Origin of the sequence: Amycolatopsis sp. NPDC049252 (assembly GCF_043197175.1) — a bacterium.
GTDB lineage: Bacteria > Actinomycetota > Actinomycetes > Mycobacteriales > Pseudonocardiaceae > Amycolatopsis.
On the sequence record NZ_JBICSQ010000010.1, the window covers coordinates 38,542 to 64,291 of the forward strand.

Genomic DNA, 25,750 nt, shown 5'->3' on the forward strand with positions numbered 1-25,750 from the left:
GGCCTTCACGGATCGTGCTCACGGCACGATGAGCGGGACCTCCGGCGCGGGGCCGTCGGACAGCGGGATCTGGAACCGCTGCGTCAGGTAGGACGCGATGGTGTGGAACAGCGGCGCGGCGGAGTGGCCCACCGGCAGCGTCGTGTCCGGCGCGTCCAGCCGGATGCCGACCACGAACCGCGGGTGGTCCGCAGGCAGGATGCCGGCGAAGGTGATGTTGTAGAGGTGGTCGCTGTAGGCCTTCGTCCGCGGGTCGACCTGCTGGCCGGTGCCCGTCTTGCCGGAGATCTGGTAGCCCTCGACCGCCGCCGTCGGCGCGGTGCCCTTCTGCAGGCCCTTGCCGTTCTGCGCGACCGCGCGCATCATGTCGCGCACCGTCTTCGCCGTCTGCGGGGGAACCACCTGCACCGTCTTCGGCGCGGGCTCGGGCACCGTCGTGCCGTCCGGGTTCACCTTCGCCTTGACGATCCGGGGTTCGACGCGGAGGCCGTCGTTCGCGATGGTCTGGTACATCCCGGCCATCTGCAGCACGGTCATCGACAGGCCCTGCCCGATCGGCAGGTTGCCGAACGTGGTCGCCGACCACTGGCTCTGCGCCGGCACCACGCCCGCGCTCTCGCCGGGCAGGCCGACGCCGGTGCGCTGGCCGAGCCCGAACTTCTTGAGCAGGTCCGAGTAGCGGTCCGGGCCGATCTTCTGCGCCAGCAGCAGCGTGCCGATGTTCGACGACTTGGCGAAGATGCCCGCGGTGGTGAAGTTCTGCGTGCCGTGGGTCCAGGCGTCGTGCACGGTCTTGTCGGCCACCTGCAGGGCGCCGGGCACCTGGATCGTCGACTCGGGCGTCGCGACGCCGTAGTCGATCGCCCCGGTGGCGGTGACGATCTTGTTCACCGAGCCGGGTTCGAACGGCGTGGTGACCGCGGGGTTGGCCAGGTCCTCGTTCGTCCAGGTCGACTGGTCGTTGGGGTCGAACGTCTTGTCGTTGGCCAGCGCGTAGACCTCGCCGGTCTTCGAGTCCATGACCACGGCCTGCCCGCCCTTGGCGTGCGACTGCTGGACGTAGTCCGAGAGCTGCCGCTGCACCTCGTACTGCAGGTCGGAGTCGATCGTCAGCTCCAGGTCCGACCCCGGGACGGCGGCCTGCAGGTCGCGCTCGGTGCCCGGGATGACGACGTTGTCGCTGCCGTTCTTGGTGTTGACCAGCATCCGGCCCGGCGTGCCCGCCAGGTCGTTGTCGCGGACCAGCTCCAGCCCGACCAGGCCGTGCAGGTTGTGCTTGGAGACGTCCTTGTCCTCGGAGCGCCAGTTCGCGGCGCCGACGATGTTGGACGCCAGGCTGCCGCCCGGGTACTCCCGCAGCGCCCGCTTCTCGACGCCGATCCACGAGAAGTTCTTGACGATGTCCGCCGCGACCGACGGCTCGACGTTGTTCTCCAGGTAGGTGAACGACGCCTGCTTGTGGAACAGGTCCAGCAGCTGCTGCTCGGTGAGCTGGTTCGGCACCTTCGCCGCGATGTACTTCGCGGCCGCGGCGACCTCGCTGTCGAACGTCTTCTTGGTGCCCGGGTTCTTCGCGGCGAAGTCGGCCATGCTCTTGTGGAACGCCTTGAGGTTCACCGACAGCGTGCGGACCTCGACGCTGAACGCCAGCTTCGCGCCGTTGCGGTCCACAATGGACCCGCGCTGGGCCGGGATGTCGATGGTCTGGGTGCGCTGCTTCTCCGCGGCCAGCGACAGCTCGCCGGCGTCGAACCACTGCACCTGCACCAGTTTCACGCCCGCGACGAGGAGCACGGCGACCAGGATGAGGCGCACCGCGGAGAACCGGCTGCGGTGGCCGCCGTTGCCGCGGCGCGCGGCGGCGCTGCGGGTCCCGGCGGCGTAGGTCCGCCGCGCGCTGCCCGCGGCGCGTGCCCGGGACTGGCCACCCCGGCTCGAGGCCATCACTGGCCCCCGGGCTGCGCCGCCGGCGGCGCGGGCTGGTCTTCGGCGGGCACCGCGGGCTGGTCGCCCTCGATCGGCGCGCCCTGCTCCGACTGCGTGCCCGCGGCGGGCGCGGCGGGCGGCGCGGCCGGCACCGGCGGGGTGTCCGCCTTGGCCTTCTTGGGCTCGCCGACCAGCGACGTCTTCCCGTCCGGGCCGACGAGGATCCGCGCCGGGTCGCCGCCGGGCACCATGCCGAGCTGCTGGGCCGCGGGGGCCAGCGACGCGGGCGATTCGGCCTTGGCGACGTCGCGCTGCAGCTGCTCCTTCGTCTCCGCCAGGTTCGAGTTGGTGGTGCGCAGCTGCTCGAGGCGGTAGGAGTCGGCGATCGCCTGCGTGGTCAGCCACAGCGTGGTCGCCACGCCGGCGGCCAGCAGCGCCATCATCAGCAGCACGAACGACGCCCGCGACTTCGGCAGCCGCAACTTCAGCTGCAGCTTGGGCTTCGGCACGTCCTGGTCGCGCTCGGCCGGCACCCGCGCGGCCTTCGGCGCGGGACGGGGATCGCGCTCCTTCAGCAGGTCGGCGCGCTGGGCGCGGCGCGCGTAGGCGCGCTCGGCCGCGGACGTCCGCCCGCGCGAGGCGCGCCGGGGCGCGGCCTTGCCCGGTTCCGCCGTCTGCGGCTCGGTCTCGACGGTGGTCCCGCGTGCGGGCTCGGCACGCTTGCGCGTCGCGGGCCCGCCGGCCCGGCGCTTCGTGGGAGCGGTCATCGCGGCTCTCCGATCCTCTCGGCGGCCCGCAACCGCACCGAAGCGGCCCGCGGGTTGTGTTCGATCTCCTCTTCGCCGGCCTTTTCGGCCCCTCGGGTCAGGAGCTTCAGCTCCGGTCCGTGTCCCGGCAGCTCCACCGGAAGTCCTTCCGGCGTGCGGGACTTCGCGAGCTCGGCCAGCGCCTGCTTGACCAGGCGGTCTTCCAGCGACTGGTAGGACTCGACGACGATCCGGCCGCCGACGGCGAGGGCGCCCAGCGCGGCGGGCATGGCCCGGCGCAGCACCTCCAGCTCGCCGTTGACCTCGATCCGCAGCGCCTGGAACGTCCGCTTGGCCGGGTGCCCGCCGGTGCGCCTGCTCGCCGCCGGGACGGCGTCGTAGAGCAGCTCGACCAGGCGCCCGCTCATGGTGAACGGCTCCTTCTCGCGGGCGTTCACGACCGCGCGGACGATCCGCTGCGCGAACCGCTCTTCGCCGTAGTCGCGCAGGATCCGGATCAGCTCGCCGGGGGTGTAGGTGTTGAGGACGTCGGCGGCGGTGAACCCGGTGGTCGGGTCCATCCGCATGTCGAGCGGCGCGTCCTTCGAGTACGCGAACCCGCGTTCGGCGCGGTCCAGCTGCATCGACGAGACGCCGAGGTCGAAGAGGATGCCGTCCACACGGGACAGTCCCAGCTCCTCGACCGCCTCGGGGAGTCCGTCGTAGACGGTGTGCACGAGGTCGACGCGGTCGCCGTGGCGGGCCAGGCGTTCACCGGAGCGTTCGAGCGCGGCGGGGTCGCGGTCCAGCGCGACGAGGCGCAGGCGCGGGAAGGCTTCGAGGAGGGCGTCGGAATGCCCGCCGAGCCCGACGGTCGCGTCCACCAGGGTCGCGTCGCGGTCGGTGAACACGGGAGCGAACAGCTCGACGATCCGGTCGAGCAGCACCGGTACGTGCTCGGGTGCCGTCATGTCCCTCCCCCCTTTCTGATGGCGACTCGGGGGAAAGACAGCGGATGCCGTCAGGTCCCTGTCCGCCCGCTGCTGACCTGGTACCGGGGAAGGTGCACCAGGGCCATTGAGCGGACAGAGGCCTCACGGCATCCGGGTGGGCGTCGGCGAGGTGCGCGGGCGTGGCGTACCCCCGTCCCCCGACGACGTGGGTGCACCGCGTCCACGCGCCTAGAAGACGCCCGGCAGTACTTCCTCTCGAGCCTTCGCGTAGCTGTCTTCGTGTTCCTCCAGGTAGCCCTGCCACGCTTCGGCGTCCCAGATCTCCAGCCTGGTGATCGCCCCGATCACCACGCATTCCTTGCTGAGCCCCGCGTAGCGGCGGAGCTCGGGCGCGATGCTGATGCGCCCCTGCCCGTCAGGGCGTTGCTCGTCCGTCCCGGCGAACAGGTAACGCTGGTAGGCCCGGACGGCCTCGTTCGTGAACGGGGCCTCGGCGACCTTGCGCGCCATCTGCTCGAACTCGGCGCGGGGGAAGACGAAGAGGCAGTGGTCCTGCCCCTTGGTGAGCATCAGCCCGCCGGCCAAGGCGTCGCGGAACTTCGCGGGCAGCGCGAGCCGCCCCTTGTCGTCCAGCTTCGGGGTGTGGGTGCCGAGGAACACGGCCTCCACCTCCCTACCGCATCCGGTGGCGGACCACTGGCTGCGGCTCCGGGGCTTCCCTTCCGCCCCACTGGCCACCACCGTACCCCACTTTTCACCACAGTCAACGCGTCAAACGCGCGCCTCACTCCGTAGTGTCAGACGTTTGCGCAGGTCAGCAAGGTGGGGCCTGGTGGGGGGCATGGTGGGGCACCGTGGCCAAGATCCCCCACCGTGGTGGCCGGAAGCAACCTCAGCTGTCCCCGAAACGTCCGCATAACGGCCGCGAAAGAACCGGAACCACCCGCCGTGGGGCCGGGTGGGGACCTCGGTGGGGGGCCGGTGGGGATCCGGGTGGGGTCGAGTGGGGGCGCGGGTGGAGCGGTGTGGGGAGCCCGGGTGACCAGCACAACACCGGGACGGAACCCGTGACTCGCGTGAGCACGGCCGTCACCCGCGTGACCAGACCCGTGACTCGCGAGTTCCGGCCTCGATCACGCGAGTCACGGCCTTCGGCCCGTGACTTCCGGTCTCGATCACACGGGTCCCGGGCTCGATCACGGGTCCTGCCCGTCCGGACACGCTTCCTGCCCCTTCGGGCAGCGGGTCAGGCTCCGGGGGTGACCAGGGCGGCGACGCGGGACGCCAGGCGGGCGCTGTCGACCGGGGTGACGTTCACCCAGTCCTGCCCGCCGCGGCCCGCGGTCCTCGTCGCGCAGTACGCGCCGACGTCGGTGTCGAACCACGTCAGCCCGCCCGTGCGCTCGAGCCGGCCGGACGCGCCCCGGCGGCTGACGCTGAACTGGCCCGCCGCGTACACCGGGCGCGCCTGGATCGCCAGGACCTCGCGCAGCTGGGCCGACGACGACGCCGACTGCGCGCCCCGCTCGGCGAACACCGGGTCCTCGACGCCGGCGCCGAGAGCGGCCGCCGCGAGGCTGACGCCGTATCCCGGGCCCGCCGTCAGCTCCGGCAGGACGTCGACGATCGCCGTGCACAGCTCGCTTTCGCGGATCCCGTCGAGGCTGATCGTCTGCTCCGGCTGGGTCGCCAGGACGCCGCGGCGGCCGCGGACGGCCGTCACCGCGCGGAAGGGCACCTCCGCCGTCATGTCGGCCAGCGCCTCGCAGGCGACGTACACCTCCCCCGCCGCGAGCAGCTCCAGCCGGTGCGCCAGCGCGGGTTCCAGCCGGGACCCGTCGTAGAGCCCGCGCCCGGCGAGGTTCTCGTACACGGCCTTGCGCACCTCGGCGCGCTTCTCTTCGGTCCCGCCGACGCTGCGCACGCTCAGCGGCTCGGGCGGGTGGTCGTGCCCGAGGTCCGTCCAGAGGATGTCGAACGCCGACGCGGAGACGCGGATCAAGCCCGCCCCAGCGACGGCGGGGCGGCGAACGTCTCGCCCGGCACGTGGCCGCGCAGGGCCGTGTCGCGGGCGCGGAGGACGTCGATCGCCTTCTGCCGCGCGGCTTCCGCCTCGGCGCGGCGGGCCTCCATCTCGTCGGCCAGCCCGGCCAGCACGAGGATGTTGCCGGTGCCGGCGGCGTCACGGATCATCGCCGCCGGGTCGTAGGTCACCGGCGGCGGCATGTCCGCCCGGGCCCGCGCGGCCGTCTCCGCCTGCGCGCCGACGGCGGTGCCGACCGACGCGGACACCGCGGCGGAGTGCGACAGCCACCGCGCGGCGCGCTCGAGCGAAGCGCGGGCGGCGTCACCGGCCGGCCCCTGCCAGGTCTCGTGGGTGCCGGCGATCAGGGCGGCGACGTCGGCGGTCGACTCGTGCAGCCGCTTCGCCAGGGCGTCCCAGCGGGCGCCCGCCTCGCCCGCGGCGACGGGGTCGTTGTCCCGCTCGACCTCGGCGGCCATCGCCTCGTGGCTGTAGGACTCGTACCTCGCGGTGGAGACGGGCGGCTCGGCGTCGGGCACGGCGTTACCTTCCGGTCGTCGGGTCAGGGCAGCTTGGGTTCGACCAGCCCGGCCACCGTGGCCGCGCGGCGGCAGGCGAGCGCGGTGTCGGTGAAGGCGGTGTTGCTGACGTCGACCTGGACGCTGCCGGAGTCCCCCACCCCGAGCAGCACGGAACAGGTGCCGTCGGCGGCCTTCTTGTCCGAGACGCGCAGCGCCGGGTGCGCGCCGACCGTCGTCCTGGTGGCCGTCTTCTTCGCGACGTCGAGGTCGGCCAGGCCGTTGTGGTCGTCGAGGGTCACGGTGACGCCGAAGGTGCCGGGCACGGTCCAGTCGCAGGCCCGCGCGCCGGCGATGTCCTTGGCCTGGCCGAGCACGCTCACCCCGGCCGCCGAGCGGTCCTGCGGCGAGAGCAGCGCGCACGGGTCGAGCGCGGCCAGGGTGCCGGGCGCGGCCGACGGTGGCGACGATGAAGGCGCGACGACGGAGGCGTTGCCCGCGACGGCCGGCAAAGCAGGTTGCGATCCGCAAGCCGCGAGGAGCAGGAGGGCCGGCGCCCACAAATACTTCTTGTGCACGCCCTCAGCCACCCGTGCAGTCCACGCCGTCGGCCGCCTGCTCGTCGGCGTGCTGGTACTTCGCCAGCGCCTGGCCGATCCGGTGCTTGAGGGTCTCGAGCTCCTTGCCGAACGCGGTCAGCTGCTGCACGGCCGAGCCCTGCCCGCCGATGCCGTACTCGGCCATGAACTTGCCGATCTCCCCGGCGTACCCGCCGCCGAGCGGGACGCTGCGGCCGAGCACCTTGGCCTCGCGGACCATCTCGCCGACGACGTCCTGCAGCTGGCCGAGCTTCGCGTAGGCGTCCGTCGCCAGCTCGGGCGCGACCGCGAACCCGCGCACGTCGAACGGCGGTTGCGTTCGCACCTCGCTCATAAGCGGTTACGCCTCTCAGTAGCGGAGCGACCTCGAATCGCAGCATACGACAGTGCGGGGCGTCAGCGGGAGCGCCCAGAACCGGGTGACAGGACACCCGATCGGGGTATCGTCCCTGCTTGCGCAGTGTCATCGACCGCCCTGACGACCGTCAGCACCGGGGCTTCGCGGGGTTCCGGCCCCCGGTTCGCCCGGGTTTGACACACTGGATGGAAGGCTGGTCGCTGCGTGGACAGCAGCCAGGGGGCCGATCGGCCCGGCTGTGCGCACAGTGCGCCCAGTCATGCGCCACCAGGAGGTCGAGTGACGTCGAGAATCCAGTCTGCGACGCCCGGATCGGGCGAGCAGGCATCCGGGCGGCCGCCCTATCCGGCGGACGCCTCGGGCAACGGCCGGGCCCACGGCCGTCCCGGCAGAGTGTCGCTGGACGAACTGCACGAGGTCGCCCGGCGGATCGCCGCCAACATCGAACGGGTGCTGGTCGGCAAACCCGACGTCATCCGGATCGCCCTGGTCACCCTGCTCGCCGAAGGCCACCTGCTGGTCGAGGACGTGCCCGGCGTCGGGAAGACGTCGCTGGCCAAGGCGCTCGCCCGGTCCATCGACTGCACGGTCAGCCGCATCCAGTTCACCCCGGACCTGCTGCCGAGCGACGTCACCGGCGTCTCCATCTACAACCGCCAGTCCGGCGAGTTCGACTTCCGCCCCGGCCCGGTGTTCGCCAACATCGTGGTGGGCGACGAGATCAACCGCGCCTCGCCGAAGACGCAGTCGGCGCTGCTCGAGTGCATGGAAGAGCACCAGGTCACCGTCGACACCACGACCTACCGGCTCGAAGAGCCGTTCATGGTGATCGCGACGCAGAACCCGATCGAGATGGAAGGCACGTACGCGCTGCCCGAAGCCCAGCGCGACCGCTTCACCGCGCGGGTCTCCATCGGCTACCCCGACCAGCAGGCCGAGCTGGCCATGGTCGACGAGCACGCCGGGCACAACCCGATCGAGGACCTGCAGCCGGTGTCCGACGGCGAGACCGTGCACCGCCTGATCGAGACGGTCCGCGGCGTGCACCTGGCCCCCGAGGTCCGCCGCTACGCGGTCGACCTCGTCTCGGCGACGCGGCAGCTGCCGGAGATCCGGCTCGGCGCGTCCCCGCGCGCGACGCTGCACCTGGTCCGCGCGGCGCGCGCGCAGGCGGCGCTGTCCGGCCGGGACTACGTCGTCCCGGACGACCTGCACACCGTCGCGGTCCCCGTGCTGGCACACCGCCTGATGCTCACCACCGAGGCCCACGCGGCCCGCCGCTCGGCGACCGACGTCGTGCGGGCGGTCCTGCACCGCGTCCCGGTGCCCCAGGGCTCCGGCCCGCGCCAGTAGTCCCTTCGGCGAAGGTGAAGAGAACCGCATGCTGCGTGCCCTGTCCGGCCTGACCACCCGCGGCCGCTGCCTCTTGGCCGCGGGGCTCGCGGCCGCGGTGTGCTCGTTCGTGCTCAACGAACGCGACCTGCTGCGGGTCGCCGTCTTCGTGGTGGCCCTGCCGCTGCTGGTCGCCGCGTTCATCTCGGCGACCCGGCTCCGGATCGGCGCCACCCGGGCGCTGCACCCCCAGCGCGTCGCGGTCGGCGCGAACGGCGAGGTGCAGCTGGAGCTGTGGCGCAGCGGGCGGCTGCCGGCCGGCGAGGTCCTGCTCGAGGACGGCGTGCCGTACGCGCTGGGTTCGCGGCCGCGGTTCGTCGTCGAACGGCTCCCGCACGACCGGCGCGTCGCCCTGCGCTACCCGCTGCAGCCGGTGCTGCGCGGGATCCAGCAGGTCGGGCCGCTGCGCGCGACCATCACCGACCCGTTCGGGCTGTGCGAGTTCGAGCGCGAGCTGATCGGGCACTCGCGGCTGGTCGTCGTCCCCCGCGTGGTCGCCCTGTGGGGGCTGCCGAGCGGCGCGGGCATCGGCGTCGGCGACGACGGCACCGTCCGGCTGCACGCCGGGCAGGGCGAGGCCGACGTCATCGTCCGGCAGTACCGCCAGGGTGACGACCTCCGGAAGGTGCACTGGCGCTCGACCGCCCGCCGCGACGAGATCATGGTGCGCGTCGAGGAACGGCCCTGGCGCGGCGGCACCACGGTGCTGCTCGACCACCGCGCGGCCGCGCACCACGGTGCCGGTCCCGCCGCCAGCCTGGAGTGGGCGGTGTCCTTCACCGCCTCCGCCGCGCTGCACCTGCGCCGCGCCGGGCACCGCGTCCGGCTGGTCAGCGAGCACGGCGCCGTCCTGGCCGACACCCCCGGCGACGGCGGCGACCACTACGACCACATCGTGCTCGACGCGCTCGCCGCGCTGCAGCCCGCGCACCAGCGCGACATCACGCTGGCCCGCGACCCGGCCGACGGCCAGGAGCTGATCGCCGTGCTCGGCACGGTCAGCACCGAGGCCGTGCACGAGCTGACCCAGTACCGCCCGCGCGGGATCCGCAGCCTCGCCGTCCTGCTCGACACGCCCACGTGGTCGGCCGGGGTGAGCGCGCCCGAGAAGCGGGCCGCGGCCACCGAGGACTCGGCCGCGCTGCTGCGCGCGGCCGGCTGGGGTGTGGTGATCGCCGGCCCCGGCTCGCCGATGCCGCAGGTGTGGGCCGAGCTCTGCCAGGCGGGCGCCCGCCGCGGCACGCTGATCGGCGGCAGCCGATGAGCACCGCCGCCCCGCCGCGCCCGTCCGCGACGCCGCCCCGGCGTCCGCCTTCCCAGCACCCGCTGTCCGCCTGGCGCGGCAGCCTCCTCGCCCCGGCCTGCGCCGGGATCGCGACGCTCTGCGCGGCGACGTCGGTGACGAGCGTCGTGTCCGGCCTGGCCTGGTTCGGCTACCTGTTCGTCGCCGTCCTGCTGATCGGCGCGAGCGGGCTCGCGCTGCGCTCGCTGCAGGTGCCGACCGTGCTCGTCGGCCTCGGCCAGCTGCTGGTGCTGCTCTTCCTCATCACCGGCGCCTTCACCACGCACGGGATCCTGCTGATCATCCCGGGCCCGGACGCGTTCGGGGAGCTGGGCAGCACGCTCTCGGCCGCGGCCGACCAGATCCGGGTCGGGCTGCCACCGGTCGAGGGCAGCCAGCCCATCCTCTGTCTCGTGACGATCCTGGTCGGCCTGGTCGCCGTGCTGGTCGACACGCTGACGGTGGCCGCCGCGGCACCCGCCGCGACCGGGCTGGTGCTGCTCTGCGTCTACGCCGTGCCGGCCGCCTTGTCCGAGGAAATGCTGCCCTGGTGGACGTTCCTGCTCGGCGGGGCCGCGTTCGCCGGCCTGCTCGCCGTCGACGGCAACCACCGCCATCAGCGCTGGCGGACCCGCGAGGCACCCGGGCGCAGCGGCAAGCCGGGGGTGCTGTCGGCGCCGGTCGCCGTGGTCTGCGCGGCGATCGTGCTCGGCCTGTTCGGCGGGGCGATCACCTGGGTCGGCACGGTCGGCCGGATCCCGTTCGGCAACAGCGGCGACGGCCCCGGCGCGGGCGCCGGCGGGTTCGGCATCCAGCCGTTCACCGAGCTGCGCGGCATGCTCGACCAGGGCGCGAACCGGGAGATGTTCAAGGTCCGTGGCCTCGGCACGGACCGGCGGCTGCTGCGCGCGATGACGCTCGACACCTACTACCCCAACAAGGGCTGGGGCCTGCACGACGACGGCCGTTCGCAGCAGGGCAGCCCGATCGGGCCGCAGCTGCCGCCCGCCCCGGGCGACGACGGCAGCGGCACGGCCCGGAAGGTCGACGTCGAGCCGACGAGCTGGCGGGACAACTGGCTGCCGGTGTACGGCGCACCGCGCGTGATCGACGGCGCCGGCAACGGCTACCTCTACGACCAGGTCAGTGGCACGGTGTTCACCACGCGCAGCGAGGTCCCGCCGTCCTACACCGAGTACGCGTCGCTGAAGGAGCCGACGGCGCAGCAGCTGCGCGTCACCGAGAAGGTCGACGACCTCCCGCCGCGCTACACGCAGATCGACCGGGTCGACGACCGCGTCCGGCAGAAGACCGAGCAGCTGATCGCGGGCAAGACCAACGACTTCGACCGGGCCAGCGCGATCTGGCAGTACTTCACCGCGCAGAACGGGTTCGTCTACGACACCCAGACCGCGCCGGCGAACGACGCCGACGCGCTCGCCGACTTCATCCTCAAGGGCAAGCGCGGCTTCTGCGAGCAGTTCGCGTCGGCGATGGCCGTGATGCTGCGGGTGGCGGACATCCCGTCGCGGGTGGCGATCGGCTTCACCCCGGGCGTCCCGGTCAACGACTACATGTCCATCACCACCCAGGACGCGCACGCGTGGGTCGAGGCCTACTTCGGGGACAAGGGCTGGGTCACGTTCGACCCGACGCCGCTGTCCGACGGCCGCGGCATCACCCCGTCGTACCTGCAGGCCGGCAGCGAGAACGGCAACCAGCCGGACGACACGCAGATCGCGCCGAGCACGGTCCAGTCGAGCGCCGCGCCGACCGGCGCGCCCCGCGACACCGAGCAGAACACCCAGGCGCAGGGCCCGCAGCAGTCCGACGAGGGCACGCCGACCTGGGCCTGGATCCTGGTGATCCTTCTGGCCGCGCTGGCGATCGTGGCGACCTCGCTGGTCGTCGTCGGCGGGCGCCGGCGGCGGCCGGAGAGCGCACCGGCGTCGACGGGGCTCGGCGCGGTGCTCGTGAACTGGCTGCCGCTGATAGCCGCGGTGCTGTGGGTGGCCGTGCTCGGTGTGCTGTCGTGGCTGGTGGCCTGGTGGTTCAGCCTGATCGTCGTGCTGCTGCTGGCCGGGCTGCTCGGGCCGTCGGCGGCCCGCGACGTCGGCCGGCGGCGGCGGTTGCAGGAGATCGTCGGGCAGCGGCCCGGCGCGGCGGACGCGGCGTGGTCCGAGCTGCGGGCCGAGTGCGCCGACCGCGGGCTGCCGATCCCGCCGAGCGACACGGTCCGGGTGGCCGGCCAGAAGCTGGCGCAGAAGCACCACTTGGACGACGAAGGCCGCGAAGGCCTGCGCACGGTCATCGGGGTCGTCGAGCGCTCCTGGTACGGCGAAAACGCGGACCCGGACCCGACCCTGCCGACGGCCTTCGACCACCTGCGCCGGAGCCTGCACCGCAACGCGCCGATGTCCTGGAAAGGCCGGCTCTTCCCCCGCTCGATCTTCCGCAACCGCGACTGACCCGCCCTCCAAGGGGCACCACCCGTGGCCCGACAGGCATCACGCGTGTCCCGGCAGGCATCACCCGTGATCCAGCGGGCATCACCCGCGATGCCCCTCCAATCACGAGTGATGCCTCTTCAATCACGCGTGATGTCTCCCCGATCACGAGTGATGCCCCGGGGATCACGCGAGTTCCGGGTTCGATCACGAGTTCCGGCTCTGATCACGTCGGATCCGGGTCCGACCACGAGGGTTCCGGCGCTGGTCACGTGGGATCCGGCGCTGGTCACGTGGAGCGCGGGGTGGGGCTCACCCGTCCGAGGGTCACCCACCGTTGTCACCGGGGCGGGCGGATCCGCGGCGGCGGGTGAGCACACAAGAAGATCCGCGTCCCACCGGAGGGGGCGGGACGCGGATCTCGTGGTCTTGCGGCGCTACTGCTCTTCGAAGCGCTGGCGGAAGCGCTCCTCCATCCGCTGGGTGAAGGAGCTGCGGCGGCCTTGCTGCTTGCCACCCCGTGAGCCCGCTCCACCGCCCTTGCCGTCCGCTTCGGCGCCGTGCCGAAGCGATGTGACGGCCAACATGACCCCGAAGAACATCACGAGGAACCCGAGCACGCTGATCAGCGGGATGTCGGCCACCCGGAACTGCGGCACCACCACGCCCAGCACCAGCAGGGCCACGCCCACTACGAACAGGGCGATGCCCTGAATACGCCGTCGGCGAGCGGGGCGACGCAACCGGGTGCCACGCACCGTGGATGCGAACTTGGGGTCCTCGGCATAGAGCTCGCGCTCGATTTGATCGAGCAGCCGCTGCTCATGCTCGGAGAGTGGCATCTTTCCTCCTCCGGCACAGCTGTCGCGGGCGCCGGGCCGCGCAACGTCCTGGACCCAACAGCCAACCCCAGGCGGGGTGGCACTGTCCAGGATACGAGGCCCGCGCCCGGACGACTACCCGATCCCGCATCCAGAAGGGATCGAATTGGGGTAAATCCGGGCCGGGGAGGGCTGACGGACCGTCACCGTCGCCGATCGTGACCGGTTCAGGGGTCCCGCGGGGTCAGCAGCGACGCCGGCCGGACGGCCGCGAACCCGAACTTCGAGCGGGCGACGTCGGCCGCGACCTCGGCGTCCCGCCACCGCGGCGCCGGCGAGTCGAACACCAGCTGCTCGCCCGCTTCGCCCGTTTCGAGGCCCTCGACCCGGACGCCGATCAAGCGGACGGCGCCGGTCGGCGCGTGCTCGGTGAGCAACGCCACGGCGACCGCGGTGATCTCGCGGGCGACGTCGGTGGCCGAGACCAGCGTGCGGGCGCGGGTGATGGTCCGGAAGTCCGCGAACCGCACCTTGATCGAGACGGTCCGGCCGCGCACGCCCCGCCCGCGCAGGGTGGCGCCGACCCGCTCCGCGAGGCGCAGCAGCTCGAGGCCGATCTCCGCCCGGTCGTGCCGGTCGACGTCGAAGGTGTGCTCGGCGCCGAACGACTTGTCCGGCGCCTCGGTGACGACCTCCCGCTCGTCGACGCCGTGCGCGAGGCGGTAGAGGTGCTCGCCGGCGGCGACGCCGAGCGACTTCTTCAGCCGTTCGGGTGGGAACGCGGCGACGTCGGCGATGGTGTCGAGGCCGAGCCGCCGCAGGTTCTCCTCGGTGCGGGCGCCGACGCCCCACAGCGCCGAGACGGGCAGCGGGTGCAGGAAGGCGAGGGTCTCCGCGGCGGGCACGACGACCATGCCGTCCGGCTTCGCCATGCCCGAGGCCAGCTTCGCGACGAACTTGACCTTCGCGACGCCGACCGAGCAGGTGATGCCGTGTTCGGCCGCGACGCGCTCGCGGATCCGCGCGCCGAGCTGGGCCGGGGTCGCGCCGAGGCGGCGCAGCGCGCCACTGACGTCCAGGAAGGCTTCGTCGAGGCTCAGCGGTTCGACCAGCGGGGTGAGGTCGCGGAAGATGCCCATCACGCCGCGGGAGACCTCGCCGTAGAGCCCCGAGGTCGGCGGGATGTTGATCAGGTGCGGGCAGAGGCGTTTCGCGGTCGAGAACGGCATGGCCGACTTCACGCCGAACTTGCGCGCCGGGTAGTTCGCGGCGGCCACGACGGCCCGCGGCCCGCCCCCGGACACGACGACGGGCCGGTCGGCCAGCTCGGGCCGGGTGCGCAGCTCCACGGACACGAAAAAAGCGTCCATGTCGACATGCAGCATCCCGCAGCCGGTGTCGTCCGGCGGCGGTTCCCCCGGCCGGACCCGGAACCGGCCCATGCCGCCGGGAAGTTCAGCGTTTCGCCCCACGAGGGGGACGCTACCGGCCACCACCGACAGTTCCGGACGCCGAGGCCCGCACCAGGGTGTGACACGAACCCCAAGTCGGAAACCCGCCGGCTCCGCACGTCACTTTCGCCGAGAAAGATGCGCCTGGACGACAGGAGACGTCACTTCGGGAGCCTGAGAAGTCGCGGCGGTACAGCGGTCAGGCCGGGCGGTGGGCCACCGCGTGCAGGCGGCCCGCGATCGCCCGCAGGGCCGGCGACGAGGCCGCCGCCTGCTCGAACTCCACCAGGTCCTCTTCGCGGACGTCGCCCGGGACCAGGTCCGCGATCACCCGGTCGCCCTGCAGCAGGGTGACCTCGAGGCCCGCCGCCTCCAGCTGGGCCTGCAGGCCGTCGCCGTCGAAGCGGCGCAGGACCGTGTCGCCCGCGGCGATCCCGGCGGCGCTGGTGAGCAGCTGCCGGGCTTCGGCCACCCGGCCGGCCAGCGCGCGGTGCAGCACCGCCGCGTGGCGGTTGGCCACCAGAACCGACACCGCCCCGCCCGGGGCGACCGCCGCCGCCAGAGCCGCGAGCACCGCGGCCGGGTCGTCGACGATCTCCAGCAGGCCGTGGGCCAGGACCAGGTCGGCCGAACCGTCCGGGATGTGGCGGCCCAGCGCGTCGGCGTCGTCGGCGATCACCGTGATCCGGTCGGAGACGCCCTCCTCGTCGGCCCGGCGCTTGAGCGTGGCGAGCGCGTTCGGGCTCGGCTCGACGACCGTCACCCGGCAGCCGGCCGCCGCGAACGGCACCGCCCAGCCACCGCTGCCGCCGCCCACGTCGACGACGCCGGGGTGCTCGGCGCCCCGCGCGCGGGCGGCCTCGATCTCGGCCTCGAGCACCCGGCGGACGGCGCCCGAACCCCGGGCGGCCACGGTCTCCGTCTTCATGTCGCACAGAGTAGTGCCCGGTCCGGCTTTCCTCCCGGCTGGTCCCTTCGGGTGAACAACCCCGTGGGAGCGATCACGGCGGCTGGCCCGGTGGCCCCGCTGGCCCTCACCCGTAGGCTGGACACCGTGCACACGGTCGCCGTACTCAGCCTCAAGGGGGGCGTCGGCAAGACGACGGTCGCCCTCGGTGTGGCCTCCGCCGCCCTGCGTAGGGGCACGCGGACCCTGGTGGTCGACCTGGACCCGCAGGGCAACGCCACGACCTCGCTCGACCCGCCCTACACCGACGCGACCCTCGCCGACGTGCTCGAGGACCCCACCCGCGAGACGCTGAAGCGCGCGATCGCGCCGAGCGTGTGGAGCGAAGACGTCGACGTCCTCGTCGGCGCCGAGGAGCTGGAGCTGCTCAACGACCCGGACGCCGACAGCGACCGGCTCGCGAACTTCTCCCGCGCGCTGGACGAGCTGCACCGCGAGCCGCTGCGCGAAACGCCGTACGAGCTGGTGATCCTGGACTGCCCGCCGTCGCTGGGACGGCTGACGAAGTCGGCGCTGGTTGCCGCGGACAGCGCGCTGATCGTCACCGAGCCGACGATGTACGCCGTCGCCGGGGCCCGCCGGGCGCTGGAGGCGATCGAGAACATCCGCAAGGAGCTCAACCCGGACCTGCGCCCGATCGGCGTGCTGGTGAACAAGCTGCGCGTGCGCTCCTACGAGCACCAGTTCCGGATCGCCGAGCTGCGCGAGAACTTCGGCTCGCTGGTGATGCCGACGGCGATCACCGACCGGCTGGCCGTGCAACAGGCCCAGGGCGCGTGCAGCCCGATCCACGAGTGGCACTCCCCCGGCGCGCAGGAGATCGCGCTGACGTTCAACATGGTGCTGGCCAAGGTCCTGCGCTCCAACCGCGCGGGCCGCCACCGCGTCCACGGCGAGGAGCCCGAGGGCCCGGACTGGCCCGAAGGCCCGGCACCGGAGACCCCGGCGGCCCCGGCCGAGGTGTCCGAAACCGCGGGGTGAGCCATGCCCGAAGGTGACACCGTCTATCTCGTCGGGAAGCGCTTCGACCGGGCCATCGCCGGGAAGACGTTGCTGCGCGGGCAGTTCCGCGTGCCGCAACTGGCCACTGTGGACCTCGCCGGGCGCGACGTGCTCGGCGTCGGCACGGTCGGCAAGCACCTGTTCACGCGCTTCTCCGGCGACCTGACCCTGCACTCGCACCTGATGATGGACGGCATGTGGGACGTCTACGCCGCCGGCGCGAAGTGGCGCCGGCCCGGGCACCACGCCCGCGTGGTCCTGACCGCGGCCGACGTCCAGGTGATCGGGTTCCGCGTCCACGACCTCAAGCTCGTGCCCACGGCCAAGGAACGCGACCTCGTCGCCCACCTCGGCCCGGACCTGCTCGATCCACAGTGGACGGACGAGCACGCGGCCCGCGCGGCGTCGGCGCTGGCCGCCGATCCGGCGCGCGAGCTGGGGGCGGCCCTGCTCGACCAGCGCGTGATGGCGGGCGTCGGGAACCTCTACAAGTGCGAGATCTGCTTCCTGCTCGGCGTGACGCCGTGGACGCCGGTGTCCGAAGTGGACGCCGGAACGACGGTCGCGCTCGGCCGCAAGCTGCTGCTGGCCAACGCCGCGTCCGGGCGGTTCGACCAGAGCACCACCGGTCACCTCGACCGCAACCGGAAGAACTGGGTCTACGCCCGCGAACGGCAGGGCTGCCTCCACTGCGGCGGCCGCGTCCTGGTCCGCAACCAGGGCCACGACGTCCAGCGGCGGCTCACGTGGTTCTGCCCGAAGTGCCAGTCCGGCCCGGCTCCCCCGGGCTAAGCTGACCCCGTGACGTCGTTCAAGCTCCCGCTCTACGGGACCGACACCGAACGCGGCGACCTCGCTCCCTGAGCCGCGCGCGCAGCCACGTCACCGCATCCGCACGTCAGGGAGTTCCGTCATGCCCGAAATACCGACCGGGCCGGCGCTGCGCGCGTTCGCCCGCGCCCTGCCCAAGGTCGAACTGCACGTCCACCTGGTCGGCTCGGCGAGCCTGCCGACCGTCCTCGAGCTGGCCCGGCGCCGCCCGGAAGCCGGTGTCCCCACCGAAGAACGCGAGCTCGCGGCGTTCTTCACCTTCCGCGACTTCGACCACTTCCTCACGGTCTACTTCGCGGTCACGTCGCTGGTGCGCGACCGCCACGACGTCCGCACCCTGGTGGCCGGCCTGGCCGCCGACCTCGCCGCACAGAACTGCCGCTACGCCGAAGTCACCGTGACGCCCTACAACCACCTCCTGGACGGCATGCCCGGCGACGACCTGCTCGCCGGGCTCGAGTCCGGCCGGGCCCGCGCCGCCGAACTGGGCGTGGAACTGGCCTGGTGTTTCGACATTCCCGGCGAAAAGGGCACCAAGGCCGGTGCCGAAACCCTCGTGTTCGCGCTCCGCGAACGCCCCGCGGGCCTGGTGTCCTTCGGCCTCGCCGGGCCGGAGCTGGGTGTCGGGCGGGCACAGTTCGCGCCGTTCTTCACGCGGGCGCGGGAAGCCGGGCTGCACAGCGTGCCGCACGCCGGCGAGACCACCGGGCCGGCCACGATCTGGTCCGCGCTGCACGACCTCGGCGCCGAGCGGATCGGCCACGGCACGAGCTGCGCCGCCGACCCGGCGCTGCTCGAACACCTTGCGGCGCACCGGATTCCGCTGGAGGTGTGCCCGACGTCGAACGTGCGCACCGGCCAGGTCGCCTCGGTCGCCGCGCACCCGGTGCGGCGGATGCTCGACCACGGCGTCGTCGTCACGCTCAACACCGACGACCCGCCGATGTTCGGCGCCACGCTCACCGGCGAGTACGTCGCCGTGGCCGAGGCGCTGGCCCTGACCGCGGCCGAGCTGGCGCGGCTCGCGGAGAACGCCGTCGACGCGTCCTTCCTCGGTGACGCACCGAAAGCTCTCCTGAAAAGTGAGATCACCGAAATGACGTTGCCGGGTACCGCGAACTTCGTTTAGCGTGGCGGTACACGAGAGAGGAGGTGGTCCTAAGTTGTATTCCAACAGGACTCGTGAGGTGACTGTCCGCTAGCGGATGGTACGAGATGGGACTTTGAGCAGCGATACAACGGAGCCACCTTCGGCTCATCGCCTGCTTCCCGTGCTTGCCTGATAGCGAATACCAGGCAGTCACCGGGCCTCCAGGGTTCCCGGGCACCGGTCCGGCCCGGGCTCGAGCGTTTGACGGCGTTCGAGAGACACCCTGGGGGCACCCCAAAACCGCTCATTTGTGCAGGTCACGCCACCGATCGGCGGCGGATGACCGCCCGGCGACCGGACCTCCGCTTTCGCCGATCGGATTTCCCGGTTCCCTCCCCCGAACGGCGTATCCCTCGCTAGCCTGGGAACATGCTCAGGCCCGACTACCCGATCACCACGGAACGCTTGCTCCTGCGCCCGTTCACGCCCGACGACCTCGACGCGCTGAACTCCTTCCAGTCCCGCTCGGACGTCGCCCGCTACCTGTACTGGGGTCCCCGCAGCCGCGCCGAATCGGCCGCCGCGCTCGCGAAACGGGTGCACAGCTCGACGTTGACGAAGGAAGGGCAGTTCCTGGCCGTCGCGGTCGAGCTGGCTTCGACCGGGCAGCTGATCGGCGACCTGAACCTCGAGTGGCTGAGCAGCGAGCACCGGCAGGGCGAGATCGGGTTCGTCTTCCACCCCGACCACCACGGCAAGGGCCTGGCCGCCGAGGCGGCCACCGAGCTGCTGCGCCTGGGCTTCGAAGACCTGGGGCTGCACCGGATCATCGGCCGGTGCGACGGCCGCAACACCGCCTCCGCCGCGCTCATGGAGCGCCTCGGCATGCGTGAGGAAGCGCACCTGCGGGAGAACGAGATCGTCAAGGGCGAGTGGACCGACGAGCTCGTCTTCGGGATGCTCGAAGACGAGTGGAAGGCCCGCGCGTAGTGGGCCCGTTCACGCCCAGGTGACGCTCCGGTCGCGCGTTCCGGGTGATTTGGCAGCATGAGGGCGTGCTCTTCGACAAGATCGTCCGCCCGGCGCTGTACCGGCTGTCCCACCACGACCCCGAGCTGGTGCACGAGCGCACGATCGGCGTCCTCTCCCGCCTCGGCAAGGCCGCTCCGGCGCTGAGCCGCCTCTGCCGCGTCGACGACCCGGTGACCGTGCTGGGCCTGCGGTTCCCGAACCGCGTCGGCCTCGCCGCCGGGATGGACAAGAACGGCCGTGCGCTGCCCGCGTGGGCGGGGCTGGGCTTCGGCTTCGTCGAGGTCGGCACCGTGACGCGGCTGGCGCAGCCCGGCAACCCGAAGCCGCGGCTGTTCACCCTCCCCGAGACCGACGCGGTGATCAACCGCATGGGCTTCAACAACGACGGCGCCGAGGCGCTCGCGGCGAAGCTCGCCCGCGGCGGCAAACCCGGCGTCCCGCTCGGGATCAGCATCGGCAAGTCGAAGGTCACGCCGCTCGAGGACGCCGTCGAGGACTACCGGTTCTCACTGCGCGCGCTGCACCCGTACGCCGACTACTTCGCGATCAACGTCAGCTCGCCCAACACGCCCGGGCTGCGTCAGCTGCAGGACCGCGCGGCGCTGGCCGAGCTGCTCGGCGAGCTGCGGTCGACGTCTGTCGCGCTCGCCGGCTCCGGCACGCCGACGCCGGTGCTGGTGAAGGTCGCGCCCGACCTGACCGACGACGCGCTGGCCGAGCTGCTGGAGGTCTGCCTCGAGCACGGCATCGCCGGGATCATCGCCACGAACACGACGCTGTCGCGCGACGGCATCGCGGCCGCGGAAAGCAGCCTGGCCGGACAGGCGGGAGGACTGTCCGGCCGGCCGCTGACCACCCGCGCGGCCGAGGTCGTGCGGTTCGTGCACGACCACACCGGCGGGAGCCTGCCGATCATCGGCGTCGGCGGCATCCTCGGCCCCGACGACGCCGTCCGGCTGGTGGACGCCGGGGCGTCCCTCGTACAGCTCTACACCGGGTTCGCGCTGCACGGGCCGGGGCTGGTGCGGCGCGTCAGCCGGGGGCTCGCAGCCCGGCCGTGGACGTGAAGCGCACGTAACCGCGCCAGGATTCGTAGCGCTCCAGGCCCGGGGCCGTTGCGGTGGCGTCCTTTTCGCACCGGACGGCCAGGACCCGCGACCCGTCCTCGAGTTCCACGCGGGCCAGCACGAACGGCTCCGGCAGCGTCGCGGCGAACCGGCCCAGCGCGGCCGGGGACAGCCGCCAGCGCTCGCCGTCGAGACCACTCCCGTCGACGTCCTCGAGCACGCCCGGCTGTGGTGGTTCGGTCGCCAGCAGCACCATCCGGTAGCGCTCGGCGGTCCGGACCGGGCCGGTGAAGCGGGCGCCGAGCTCGGTGAGCCGGCCGTTGAGCGGCTGGCCGCGCAGGTGCGCGCCGAACACGACGAGGTCCTCGCCGGGCTCCGGGTAGTGCGTCATCGGCTCGTCCGTGCAGACGGTGGCGAGGTCGAGGGCGATCTGGTCCTCGAAGGCGCGCGTCACGAACGTGACGCCGAACGGGCGGCGGTCGCCCGGCAGCACCGGGACGGTGACCGCGGCCAGGTCGAGCACGTTCACGAACGCGCTGTAGGTGGCCAAGCGGTGGCTGACGCCGATCGGGTCGGCCAGCGCCTCGGCGAGCTCCGGGTGGTCCGGCACGGTCGGCACCAGCAGCGCGTCGAAGCCGTCGAGTGCCTGTGCGGCAAGGACCTTCAGCTCGGCGAGCCGGTGCTTGTCGGCGGCGAACGCGTGCGCGGTGTGGCCGCCGGCCCCGTGGACCAGGGCGGCGACCGTCGGGTCGGCGTCGGTCGGGTCCTTGCCCAGGAACTCGCCGATCACGGCGTAGCTTTCGGCGTCCAGCGAGCCGGTGTAGACCCGTTCACCCGCTTCGCGGAAGGCGTCGAAGGCGATCGGTTCGACCACCGCTCCCGACGCCACCAGCCGCGTCACCGTGTCCTGGAAGGCCAGGCGAGCGGCGGGGCTCAGCGGGGCCAGGCCGGCCTGGTCCGGGATGGCGACCCGCGGGTGGTCGCCGGCGCCGAGGCGGACGTCGGCGGGCCAGGGGCGGGTGCCGGGGTCGACACCGTCCGGGCCGGTCATCAGGGCGAGCGCCTGGCGGCCGGCGGCCAGGCCGGTCGCGAACACGGAGACGGCGTCGTAGGAGCGGGACGTCGGCAGGACGCCGGTCATCGGCAGCAGGCCCAGCGTCGGTTTCAGCCCGACGACGGCGTTCAGCGCGGCCGGGATCCGGCCGGAGCCCGCGGTGTCGGTGCCCAGCGCCAGGTCGACGATGCCGAGCGCGACGGCGACGGCCGAGCCGCAGCTGGAGCCGCCGGCGACCTTGGTGCGGTCCCAGGCCGCGGACACCGCGCCGTACGGGCTGCGGGTGCCGGTGAGGCCGTAGCCGAACTGGTCGAGGTTGGTCTTGCCGAGCACGACCGCGCCGGCCGCGGTGAGCCGGGCGACGACGGTGGCGGAGGTTTCCGGGACCCGGGCGAAGGACGGGCAGCCAGCGGTGGTGGGCTGCCCGGCGACGTCGATCACGTCCTTGACGGCGATGACGGTGCCCGCCAAAGGCAGGTCTTCACCCGCCTTCACCCGCTCGTCGACGGCCTTCGCGTCGACGAGGACGTCCTCGATGGCGCGCAGGGTGGTCCAGAGTTCGGGGCGGTCGACCTCGGAGACGCGTTCGAAGGCCGCGATCACGCGCTGGGACGCGGTGGGTGGGGTCGGCGGGACGGGGTCCGGTTCCGGCGGGAGCGTGTTCACGGGGGCGTCCTTTCCTCGGCGGATCGAGAAAGTCCACTGTGTACGGTCGGCGCCGGCGAACCTCAGTGCACGGAGAGCCTTCCGTCGAGTGCCACCACTGCATGCATGACAGAAACGTTAGGTCGTGCACGTTTCCGTCGCCATCAGTTTCCGATTACGCGCGTGTTTCGGAACCAAGAGGTGAACAGGCGGCGACGCCGGGGGGAAACGCACGATCACGCACGCCGCGTGACGACGGGCCTCCGGAGCCGGGTGACGGCACCCGGATGGCAGAGCGGGGCACCTGAACGGCGCAGTGACACGGCTTTCCGCGTGATCGGCGAGCCGAAACGTGAGACGGGAGGGCCGACACGTGTGATTGGACAGTCGACACGCGTATGTGGACGGTCGGCTCGCGTACCCAGGTGGACGACACACGTACCTGGACGGACGACTCGCGTACCTGGACGGACGACTCGCGGGATCGGGTGGGTCCGTTACGAGAGTTCGCGGAGGGCCATGGCCAGGCCGGCCAGGCGGTCCGTGGCGTCGGTGAGAGCCTGTTTGGAGGTGACCAGGCCGTCGCCGGCGGCGGCGACCGTGTGGCCGGCCGCGGCGACCAGGCCGCCGTAGCCTTCGAGGCCGTCGTCGAGCTGTTCGCGCAGCTTGGCGACCGCCGCGCCCAGCGCGGCCTGCTCGCGGGCCGGGGCGGCGTTGCGGCCCCGTTCGATCGCCTGGATGCGGGCCGCCAGGCCGCGCAGGGCGGCCGCGGCTTCGTTCGCGGTCTGGCGGGCGTCCTCGACGGACACCCCGGAAACCGGCGTGGTGCCCACCGAAGACGGCACCGACAGCTGGCGCAGCAGCTCGGCCAGCGACGCCTCACCCTCGGCGAGGCGTTCCATCGGTTCGCGCGCCGCCGACCCGGCGGGCGGCAGCGGTGGCGGCCCGGCCGGCGCGGACGGCAGTTGGACGCGGTTGAGGGCCCGGAGCTTGACCCCGGACCGGACGCTGAAGGTGCCGAACACGACCGCTCCGGCGAACGCCATGATCGCCTGCGGCATCATCGCGGCCCCGGTGGCGCTCATCCAGCCGACCCCGGCGGCCACGGCGAGGACACCGCACAGGATCGTCAGCAGGATCCACAGGGTGAGCGCGCGCGACGTGCGGCGCTTGCGGCGTTCCAGCTTCGCGGCGGGTTCGTTCCACCGGGTCCACTTGGCCCGCGCCTCGGCGAAGGCCGGGACCTGGTTGGCCAGCGAAGTCATGTCCGGCATCCGCGGCACGGGGGTCCGCGGCCGCTGCAACGGGTTGGGACGCTGGTAGGACGGCCGGGCCGTCCCGGGCTTCCCGCCGGCCTGATCGGCCGGCGGGAAGTACTTCTGGACCTTCTGGAGCTTCTCCTGGGCGCGCTGGGCGTATTCGGGCAGCTTCTCGATGTGCTTGTCGAGCTTGGCGCCGAACTCGCTGAAGTCCCGGCCTCTGCCTTGCTGTCCCATGCCCGCCCCCTGGTTCGGCTCCGGCTCCGGCGTCAGGCCGGGTTCTTGCCCTGCTCGGCCTGCACGCGCGCCTGGATCTCACGCTGGATGTCGGCCGAGCTGCTGGCCGGCTTCTGGGCCGCGGCCGCGCCGCCGTCGGTCACCTGGGCGACCGAGTCCCCGCGCATCGACGCGCGGATCTGCTCGAGCCGCGACTGCCCGGCGAACTGCGTGGTGGAGGCCTGGACCTCCATCATGCGGCCCTGGACCGAGTTCTGCGCGAGCTCCGCTTGACCGAGGGCCGTGGTGTAGCGCTTCTCGATCTTGTCGCGGACCTCTTCCAGCGACGGCGTGTTGCCCGGCGCGGCCAGCTGGCTCATCTGGTTCAGCGAAGCGGAGACCTGCTCCTGCATCTTCGCCTGCTCCAGCTGCGAGAGCAGCTTCGTGCGCTCGGCCAGCTTCTGCTGCAGCATCTGCGAGTTGCGCTCCACGGCCTTCTTGGCCTGGGCCGCGGCCTGCAGCGACTGGTCGTGCAGCGTCTTGAGGTCCTCGATGTTCTGCTCGGCCGTGACGAGCTGCGTCGCGAAGCTCTCCGCGGCGGTCTCGAACTCGGTCGCCTTCTGCTCGTCACCCTTCGAGCGCGCCTCGTCCGCGAGGACGAGGGCCTGCCGGGTCGAGGCCTGCAGCTTCTCGACGTCGCCGAGCTGCCGGTTGAGCTTCATCTCCAGCTGACGCTGGTTGCCGATCACGGAGGCGGCCTGCTGCGTCAGCGCCTGGTGGTTGCGCTGCGCCTCCTCGATGGCCTGCTGGATCTGTACCTTCGGGTCGGCGTGCTCGTCGATCTTCGACGAGAACGCCGCCATCATGTACTTCCAGAACTTCACGAACGGGTTGGCCATCTCCTCCGCCTGCCTTCTTGCGTCCCACGGGCCTTGAGTACTCGGGGTGGGGCGTCGCTCCCCTGCTGATGCAACGCACCGACCCCGGCGTTGGGTTCCATCGTGTCAGGTCGGCCACGTCCATTCCAGGCGACCCCGGGGGATTTCAGGGTTCGTCCCTGATCACCCCGGTATCCCCACGCGAACGGCCCCGGGCGCGTTGCCCGGGGCCGTCGTCGTGTCCGATCCGTGATTCTTCGTCTCTATGCCGCGATCGTCGAGGCCAGCTTCGGCTGCCCGATCGTCGTGCGCAGCGTGGTGTTCATCCGCGGCGCCGGCGATACCCGCAGGTCAGCGAGGTCGTTGCCGATCAGCTCGGACATCAGGCGGCCACCTTCGATCCCGGCCGCCGTGGCCTTGGCACCGCGCTCGGGCAGCTTCTCCCGGCCCGCGCCTTCCACGATCCGCTCGTCGACCGGTGCGACCTCGACGTTGTCGAGGGCCGTGACGTCCGCCGCCACGTTGTGCAGCAGCTCGCCGAGCGGAAGGTCCAGGGCCTGGCAGATGGACGCGAGCAGCTCGCTCGACGCCTCCTTCTGACCTCGTTCCACCTCGGAGAGGTAGCCGAGGCTGACCCTGGCGGCGCGGGAGATGTCGCGCAGCGTACGACGCTGGTTGGTGCGGGCATGACGGAGCCGATCACCGATCGCCTCACGCAACAGCACGGTCATCACGCGCCTCCCTTCCGTACAAGTACCCCCTACGTTACCCAGAGCGGCGCCCCGGGCGCAGGATTTGGGTGCCCGTACGCCAAGGGCGAACGCCCGAATCACGCCAGATGTTCCCCGAGCAGGGCAAACGCGGCGCGGACCGACTCGGTCCTGATCAAGGCCCGGTCGCCGCTCAAGGCCAGGGTACGGACTGTGCGTGTCCCCAGCCCGTCGAGCCCGATGTGCACGGTGCCCGGCGCGACCCCGTCCTGGGCGGCCGGGCCGGCCACGCCGGTGAGCCCGAGCCCCCAGGTGGCGCCGCAGCGCTCGCGGGCGCCGGCGGCCAGCTGCGCCGCGACCTCGGGGTACACGGCGCCGTGCTCGGCGAGCAGCTCGGGGTCGACCCCGGCCAGGCGCGTCTTGAGTTCGGTGGCGTAGACCACCAGGCCGCCGCGCAGCACGGCGCTCGCCCCCGGCACCTGG

24 protein-coding genes are annotated in these 25,750 nt (G+C 72.5%); 8 read left to right on the forward strand and 16 right to left on the reverse strand.

What is annotated here, in order from left to right; translation table 11 throughout:
* Window positions 1-18 precede the first annotated feature (18 nt).
* From ACGFMK_RS15070 to ACGFMK_RS15105, 8 genes are all read right to left on the reverse strand, one after another.
* Window positions 19-1,944 (reverse strand): peptidoglycan D,D-transpeptidase FtsI family protein, encoded by a 1,926-nt coding sequence (locus ACGFMK_RS15070; protein ID WP_392762488.1) that lies wholly within the window; start codon window positions 1,942-1,944, stop codon window positions 19-21.
* Window positions 1,944-2,693, reverse strand: a complete 750-nt coding sequence (locus ACGFMK_RS15075) for a hypothetical protein (protein ID WP_392762491.1) — start codon at window positions 2,691-2,693, stop codon at window positions 1,944-1,946. The genes ACGFMK_RS15070 and ACGFMK_RS15075 overlap by 1 nt, the downstream gene beginning before the upstream one ends.
* Window positions 2,690-3,643 carry a 16S rRNA (cytosine(1402)-N(4))-methyltransferase RsmH gene (gene rsmH / locus ACGFMK_RS15080; protein ID WP_392762494.1) on the reverse strand — a complete coding sequence of 318 codons (954 nt, stop codon included), beginning with the start codon at window positions 3,641-3,643 and terminating at the stop codon, window positions 2,690-2,692. Before rsmH ends, ACGFMK_RS15075 begins: the two co-directional genes overlap by 4 nt.
* A gap of 210 nt (window positions 3,644-3,853) precedes the next feature.
* Window positions 3,854-4,285, reverse strand: coding sequence for a division/cell wall cluster transcriptional repressor MraZ (gene mraZ, locus ACGFMK_RS15085; protein WP_247054593.1), 432 nt, complete (start codon window positions 4,283-4,285; stop codon window positions 3,854-3,856).
* Window positions 4,286-4,871: 586 nt separating this feature from the next.
* Entirely contained in the window at window positions 4,872-5,627 is a 756-nt protein-coding gene (locus ACGFMK_RS15090; protein WP_392762497.1) for an ESX secretion-associated protein EspG, read from the reverse strand.
* Window positions 5,624-6,127, reverse strand: coding sequence for a PPE domain-containing protein (locus ACGFMK_RS15095; RefSeq protein ID WP_392762842.1), 504 nt, complete (start codon window positions 6,125-6,127; stop codon window positions 5,624-5,626). Before ACGFMK_RS15095 ends, ACGFMK_RS15090 begins: the two co-directional genes overlap by 4 nt.
* 83 nt (window positions 6,128-6,210) lie before the next feature.
* Window positions 6,211-6,756 carry a DUF3558 family protein gene (locus tag ACGFMK_RS15100; RefSeq protein ID WP_392762500.1) on the reverse strand — a complete coding sequence of 182 codons (546 nt, stop codon included), beginning with the start codon at window positions 6,754-6,756 and terminating at the stop codon, window positions 6,211-6,213.
* Window positions 6,749-7,099, reverse strand: a complete 351-nt coding sequence (locus ACGFMK_RS15105; RefSeq protein WP_392762503.1) for a hypothetical protein — start codon at window positions 7,097-7,099, stop codon at window positions 6,749-6,751. The genes ACGFMK_RS15100 and ACGFMK_RS15105 overlap by 8 nt, the downstream gene beginning before the upstream one ends.
* A 303-nt stretch (window positions 7,100-7,402) precedes the next feature.
* On the opposite strand from ACGFMK_RS15105, the gene ACGFMK_RS15110 reads away from it, so the two are divergent.
* The 3 genes from ACGFMK_RS15110 to ACGFMK_RS15120 are packed head-to-tail and all read left to right on the forward strand — an operon-like array spanning window position 7,403 to window position 12,265.
* Entirely contained in the window at window positions 7,403-8,476 is a 1,074-nt protein-coding gene (locus tag ACGFMK_RS15110) for a MoxR family ATPase (RefSeq protein ID WP_323331416.1), read from the forward strand.
* Between the two features lie 28 nt (window positions 8,477-8,504).
* Window positions 8,505-9,779: a DUF58 domain-containing protein gene (locus ACGFMK_RS15115; RefSeq protein WP_392762506.1), complete on the forward strand. Its 1,275-nt coding sequence runs from the start codon at window positions 8,505-8,507 to the stop codon at window positions 9,777-9,779.
* Window positions 9,776-12,265 (forward strand): transglutaminaseTgpA domain-containing protein, encoded by a 2,490-nt coding sequence (locus ACGFMK_RS15120; protein ID WP_392762508.1) that lies wholly within the window; start codon window positions 9,776-9,778, stop codon window positions 12,263-12,265. The genes ACGFMK_RS15115 and ACGFMK_RS15120 overlap by 4 nt, the downstream gene beginning before the upstream one ends.
* A gap of 416 nt (window positions 12,266-12,681) precedes the next feature.
* Here ACGFMK_RS15120 and ACGFMK_RS15125 read toward each other — a convergent pair whose 3' ends face one another.
* The 3 genes from ACGFMK_RS15125 to ACGFMK_RS15135 all read right to left on the reverse strand — a co-directional run bounded on the left by ACGFMK_RS15125 (window position 12,682) and on the right by ACGFMK_RS15135 (window position 15,444).
* Window positions 12,682-13,086, reverse strand: coding sequence for a DUF3040 domain-containing protein (locus ACGFMK_RS15125; protein ID WP_392762510.1), 405 nt, complete (start codon window positions 13,084-13,086; stop codon window positions 12,682-12,684).
* 206 nt (window positions 13,087-13,292) lie between these two features.
* On the reverse strand, window positions 13,293-14,507 hold the full coding sequence (dinB, locus tag ACGFMK_RS15130) for a DNA polymerase IV (RefSeq protein ID WP_392762845.1): 1,215 nt from the start codon (window positions 14,505-14,507) through the stop codon (window positions 13,293-13,295).
* A 208-nt stretch (window positions 14,508-14,715) separates the two neighbouring features.
* Entirely contained in the window at window positions 14,716-15,444 is a 729-nt protein-coding gene (locus ACGFMK_RS15135; RefSeq protein ID WP_392762513.1) for a class I SAM-dependent methyltransferase, read from the reverse strand.
* Window positions 15,445-15,570: 126 nt separating this feature from the next.
* On the opposite strand from ACGFMK_RS15135, the gene ACGFMK_RS15140 reads away from it, so the two are divergent.
* From ACGFMK_RS15140 to ACGFMK_RS15160, 5 genes are all read left to right on the forward strand, one after another.
* Window positions 15,571-16,464 (forward strand): ParA family protein, encoded by an 894-nt coding sequence (locus ACGFMK_RS15140; RefSeq protein WP_392762515.1) that lies wholly within the window; start codon window positions 15,571-15,573, stop codon window positions 16,462-16,464.
* Between the two features lie 3 nt (window positions 16,465-16,467).
* Complete coding sequence (locus tag ACGFMK_RS15145; protein ID WP_392762518.1) at window positions 16,468-17,277, forward strand: DNA-formamidopyrimidine glycosylase family protein; 810 nt, start codon at window positions 16,468-16,470, stop codon at window positions 17,275-17,277.
* A 121-nt stretch (window positions 17,278-17,398) separates the two neighbouring features.
* Window positions 17,399-18,445, forward strand: a complete 1,047-nt coding sequence (gene add / locus ACGFMK_RS15150; RefSeq protein WP_392762521.1) for an adenosine deaminase — start codon at window positions 17,399-17,401, stop codon at window positions 18,443-18,445.
* Window positions 18,446-18,835: 390 nt separating this feature from the next.
* The gene (locus ACGFMK_RS15155) at window positions 18,836-19,396 is read left to right on the forward strand and encodes a GNAT family N-acetyltransferase (RefSeq protein WP_392762524.1); all 561 of its coding nucleotides are present in this window, start codon (window positions 18,836-18,838) and stop codon (window positions 19,394-19,396) included.
* 65 nt (window positions 19,397-19,461) lie between these two features.
* Complete coding sequence (locus tag ACGFMK_RS15160; protein ID WP_392762526.1) at window positions 19,462-20,505, forward strand: quinone-dependent dihydroorotate dehydrogenase; 1,044 nt, start codon at window positions 19,462-19,464, stop codon at window positions 20,503-20,505.
* On the opposite strand, the gene atzF is transcribed toward ACGFMK_RS15160, so the two are convergent.
* From atzF to ACGFMK_RS15185, 5 genes are all read right to left on the reverse strand, one after another.
* Window positions 20,471-22,225 carry an allophanate hydrolase gene (gene atzF, locus ACGFMK_RS15165; protein ID WP_392762528.1) on the reverse strand — a complete coding sequence of 585 codons (1,755 nt, stop codon included), beginning with the start codon at window positions 22,223-22,225 and terminating at the stop codon, window positions 20,471-20,473. The genes ACGFMK_RS15160 and atzF overlap by 35 nt on opposite strands.
* A 476-nt stretch (window positions 22,226-22,701) precedes the next feature.
* Window positions 22,702-23,700, reverse strand: a complete 999-nt coding sequence (locus ACGFMK_RS15170; protein WP_392762531.1) for a hypothetical protein — start codon at window positions 23,698-23,700, stop codon at window positions 22,702-22,704.
* Between the two features lie 32 nt (window positions 23,701-23,732).
* Window positions 23,733-24,578, reverse strand: a complete 846-nt coding sequence (locus ACGFMK_RS15175) for a PspA/IM30 family protein (RefSeq protein WP_323331428.1) — start codon at window positions 24,576-24,578, stop codon at window positions 23,733-23,735.
* Between the two features lie 242 nt (window positions 24,579-24,820).
* Complete coding sequence (locus tag ACGFMK_RS15180) at window positions 24,821-25,288, reverse strand: helix-turn-helix domain-containing protein (RefSeq protein WP_392762534.1); 468 nt, start codon at window positions 25,286-25,288, stop codon at window positions 24,821-24,823.
* A gap of 98 nt (window positions 25,289-25,386) precedes the next feature.
* The coding region (locus ACGFMK_RS15185; protein ID WP_392762537.1) for a CinA family protein at window positions 25,387-25,750 on the reverse strand (364 nt) is incomplete at its 5' end.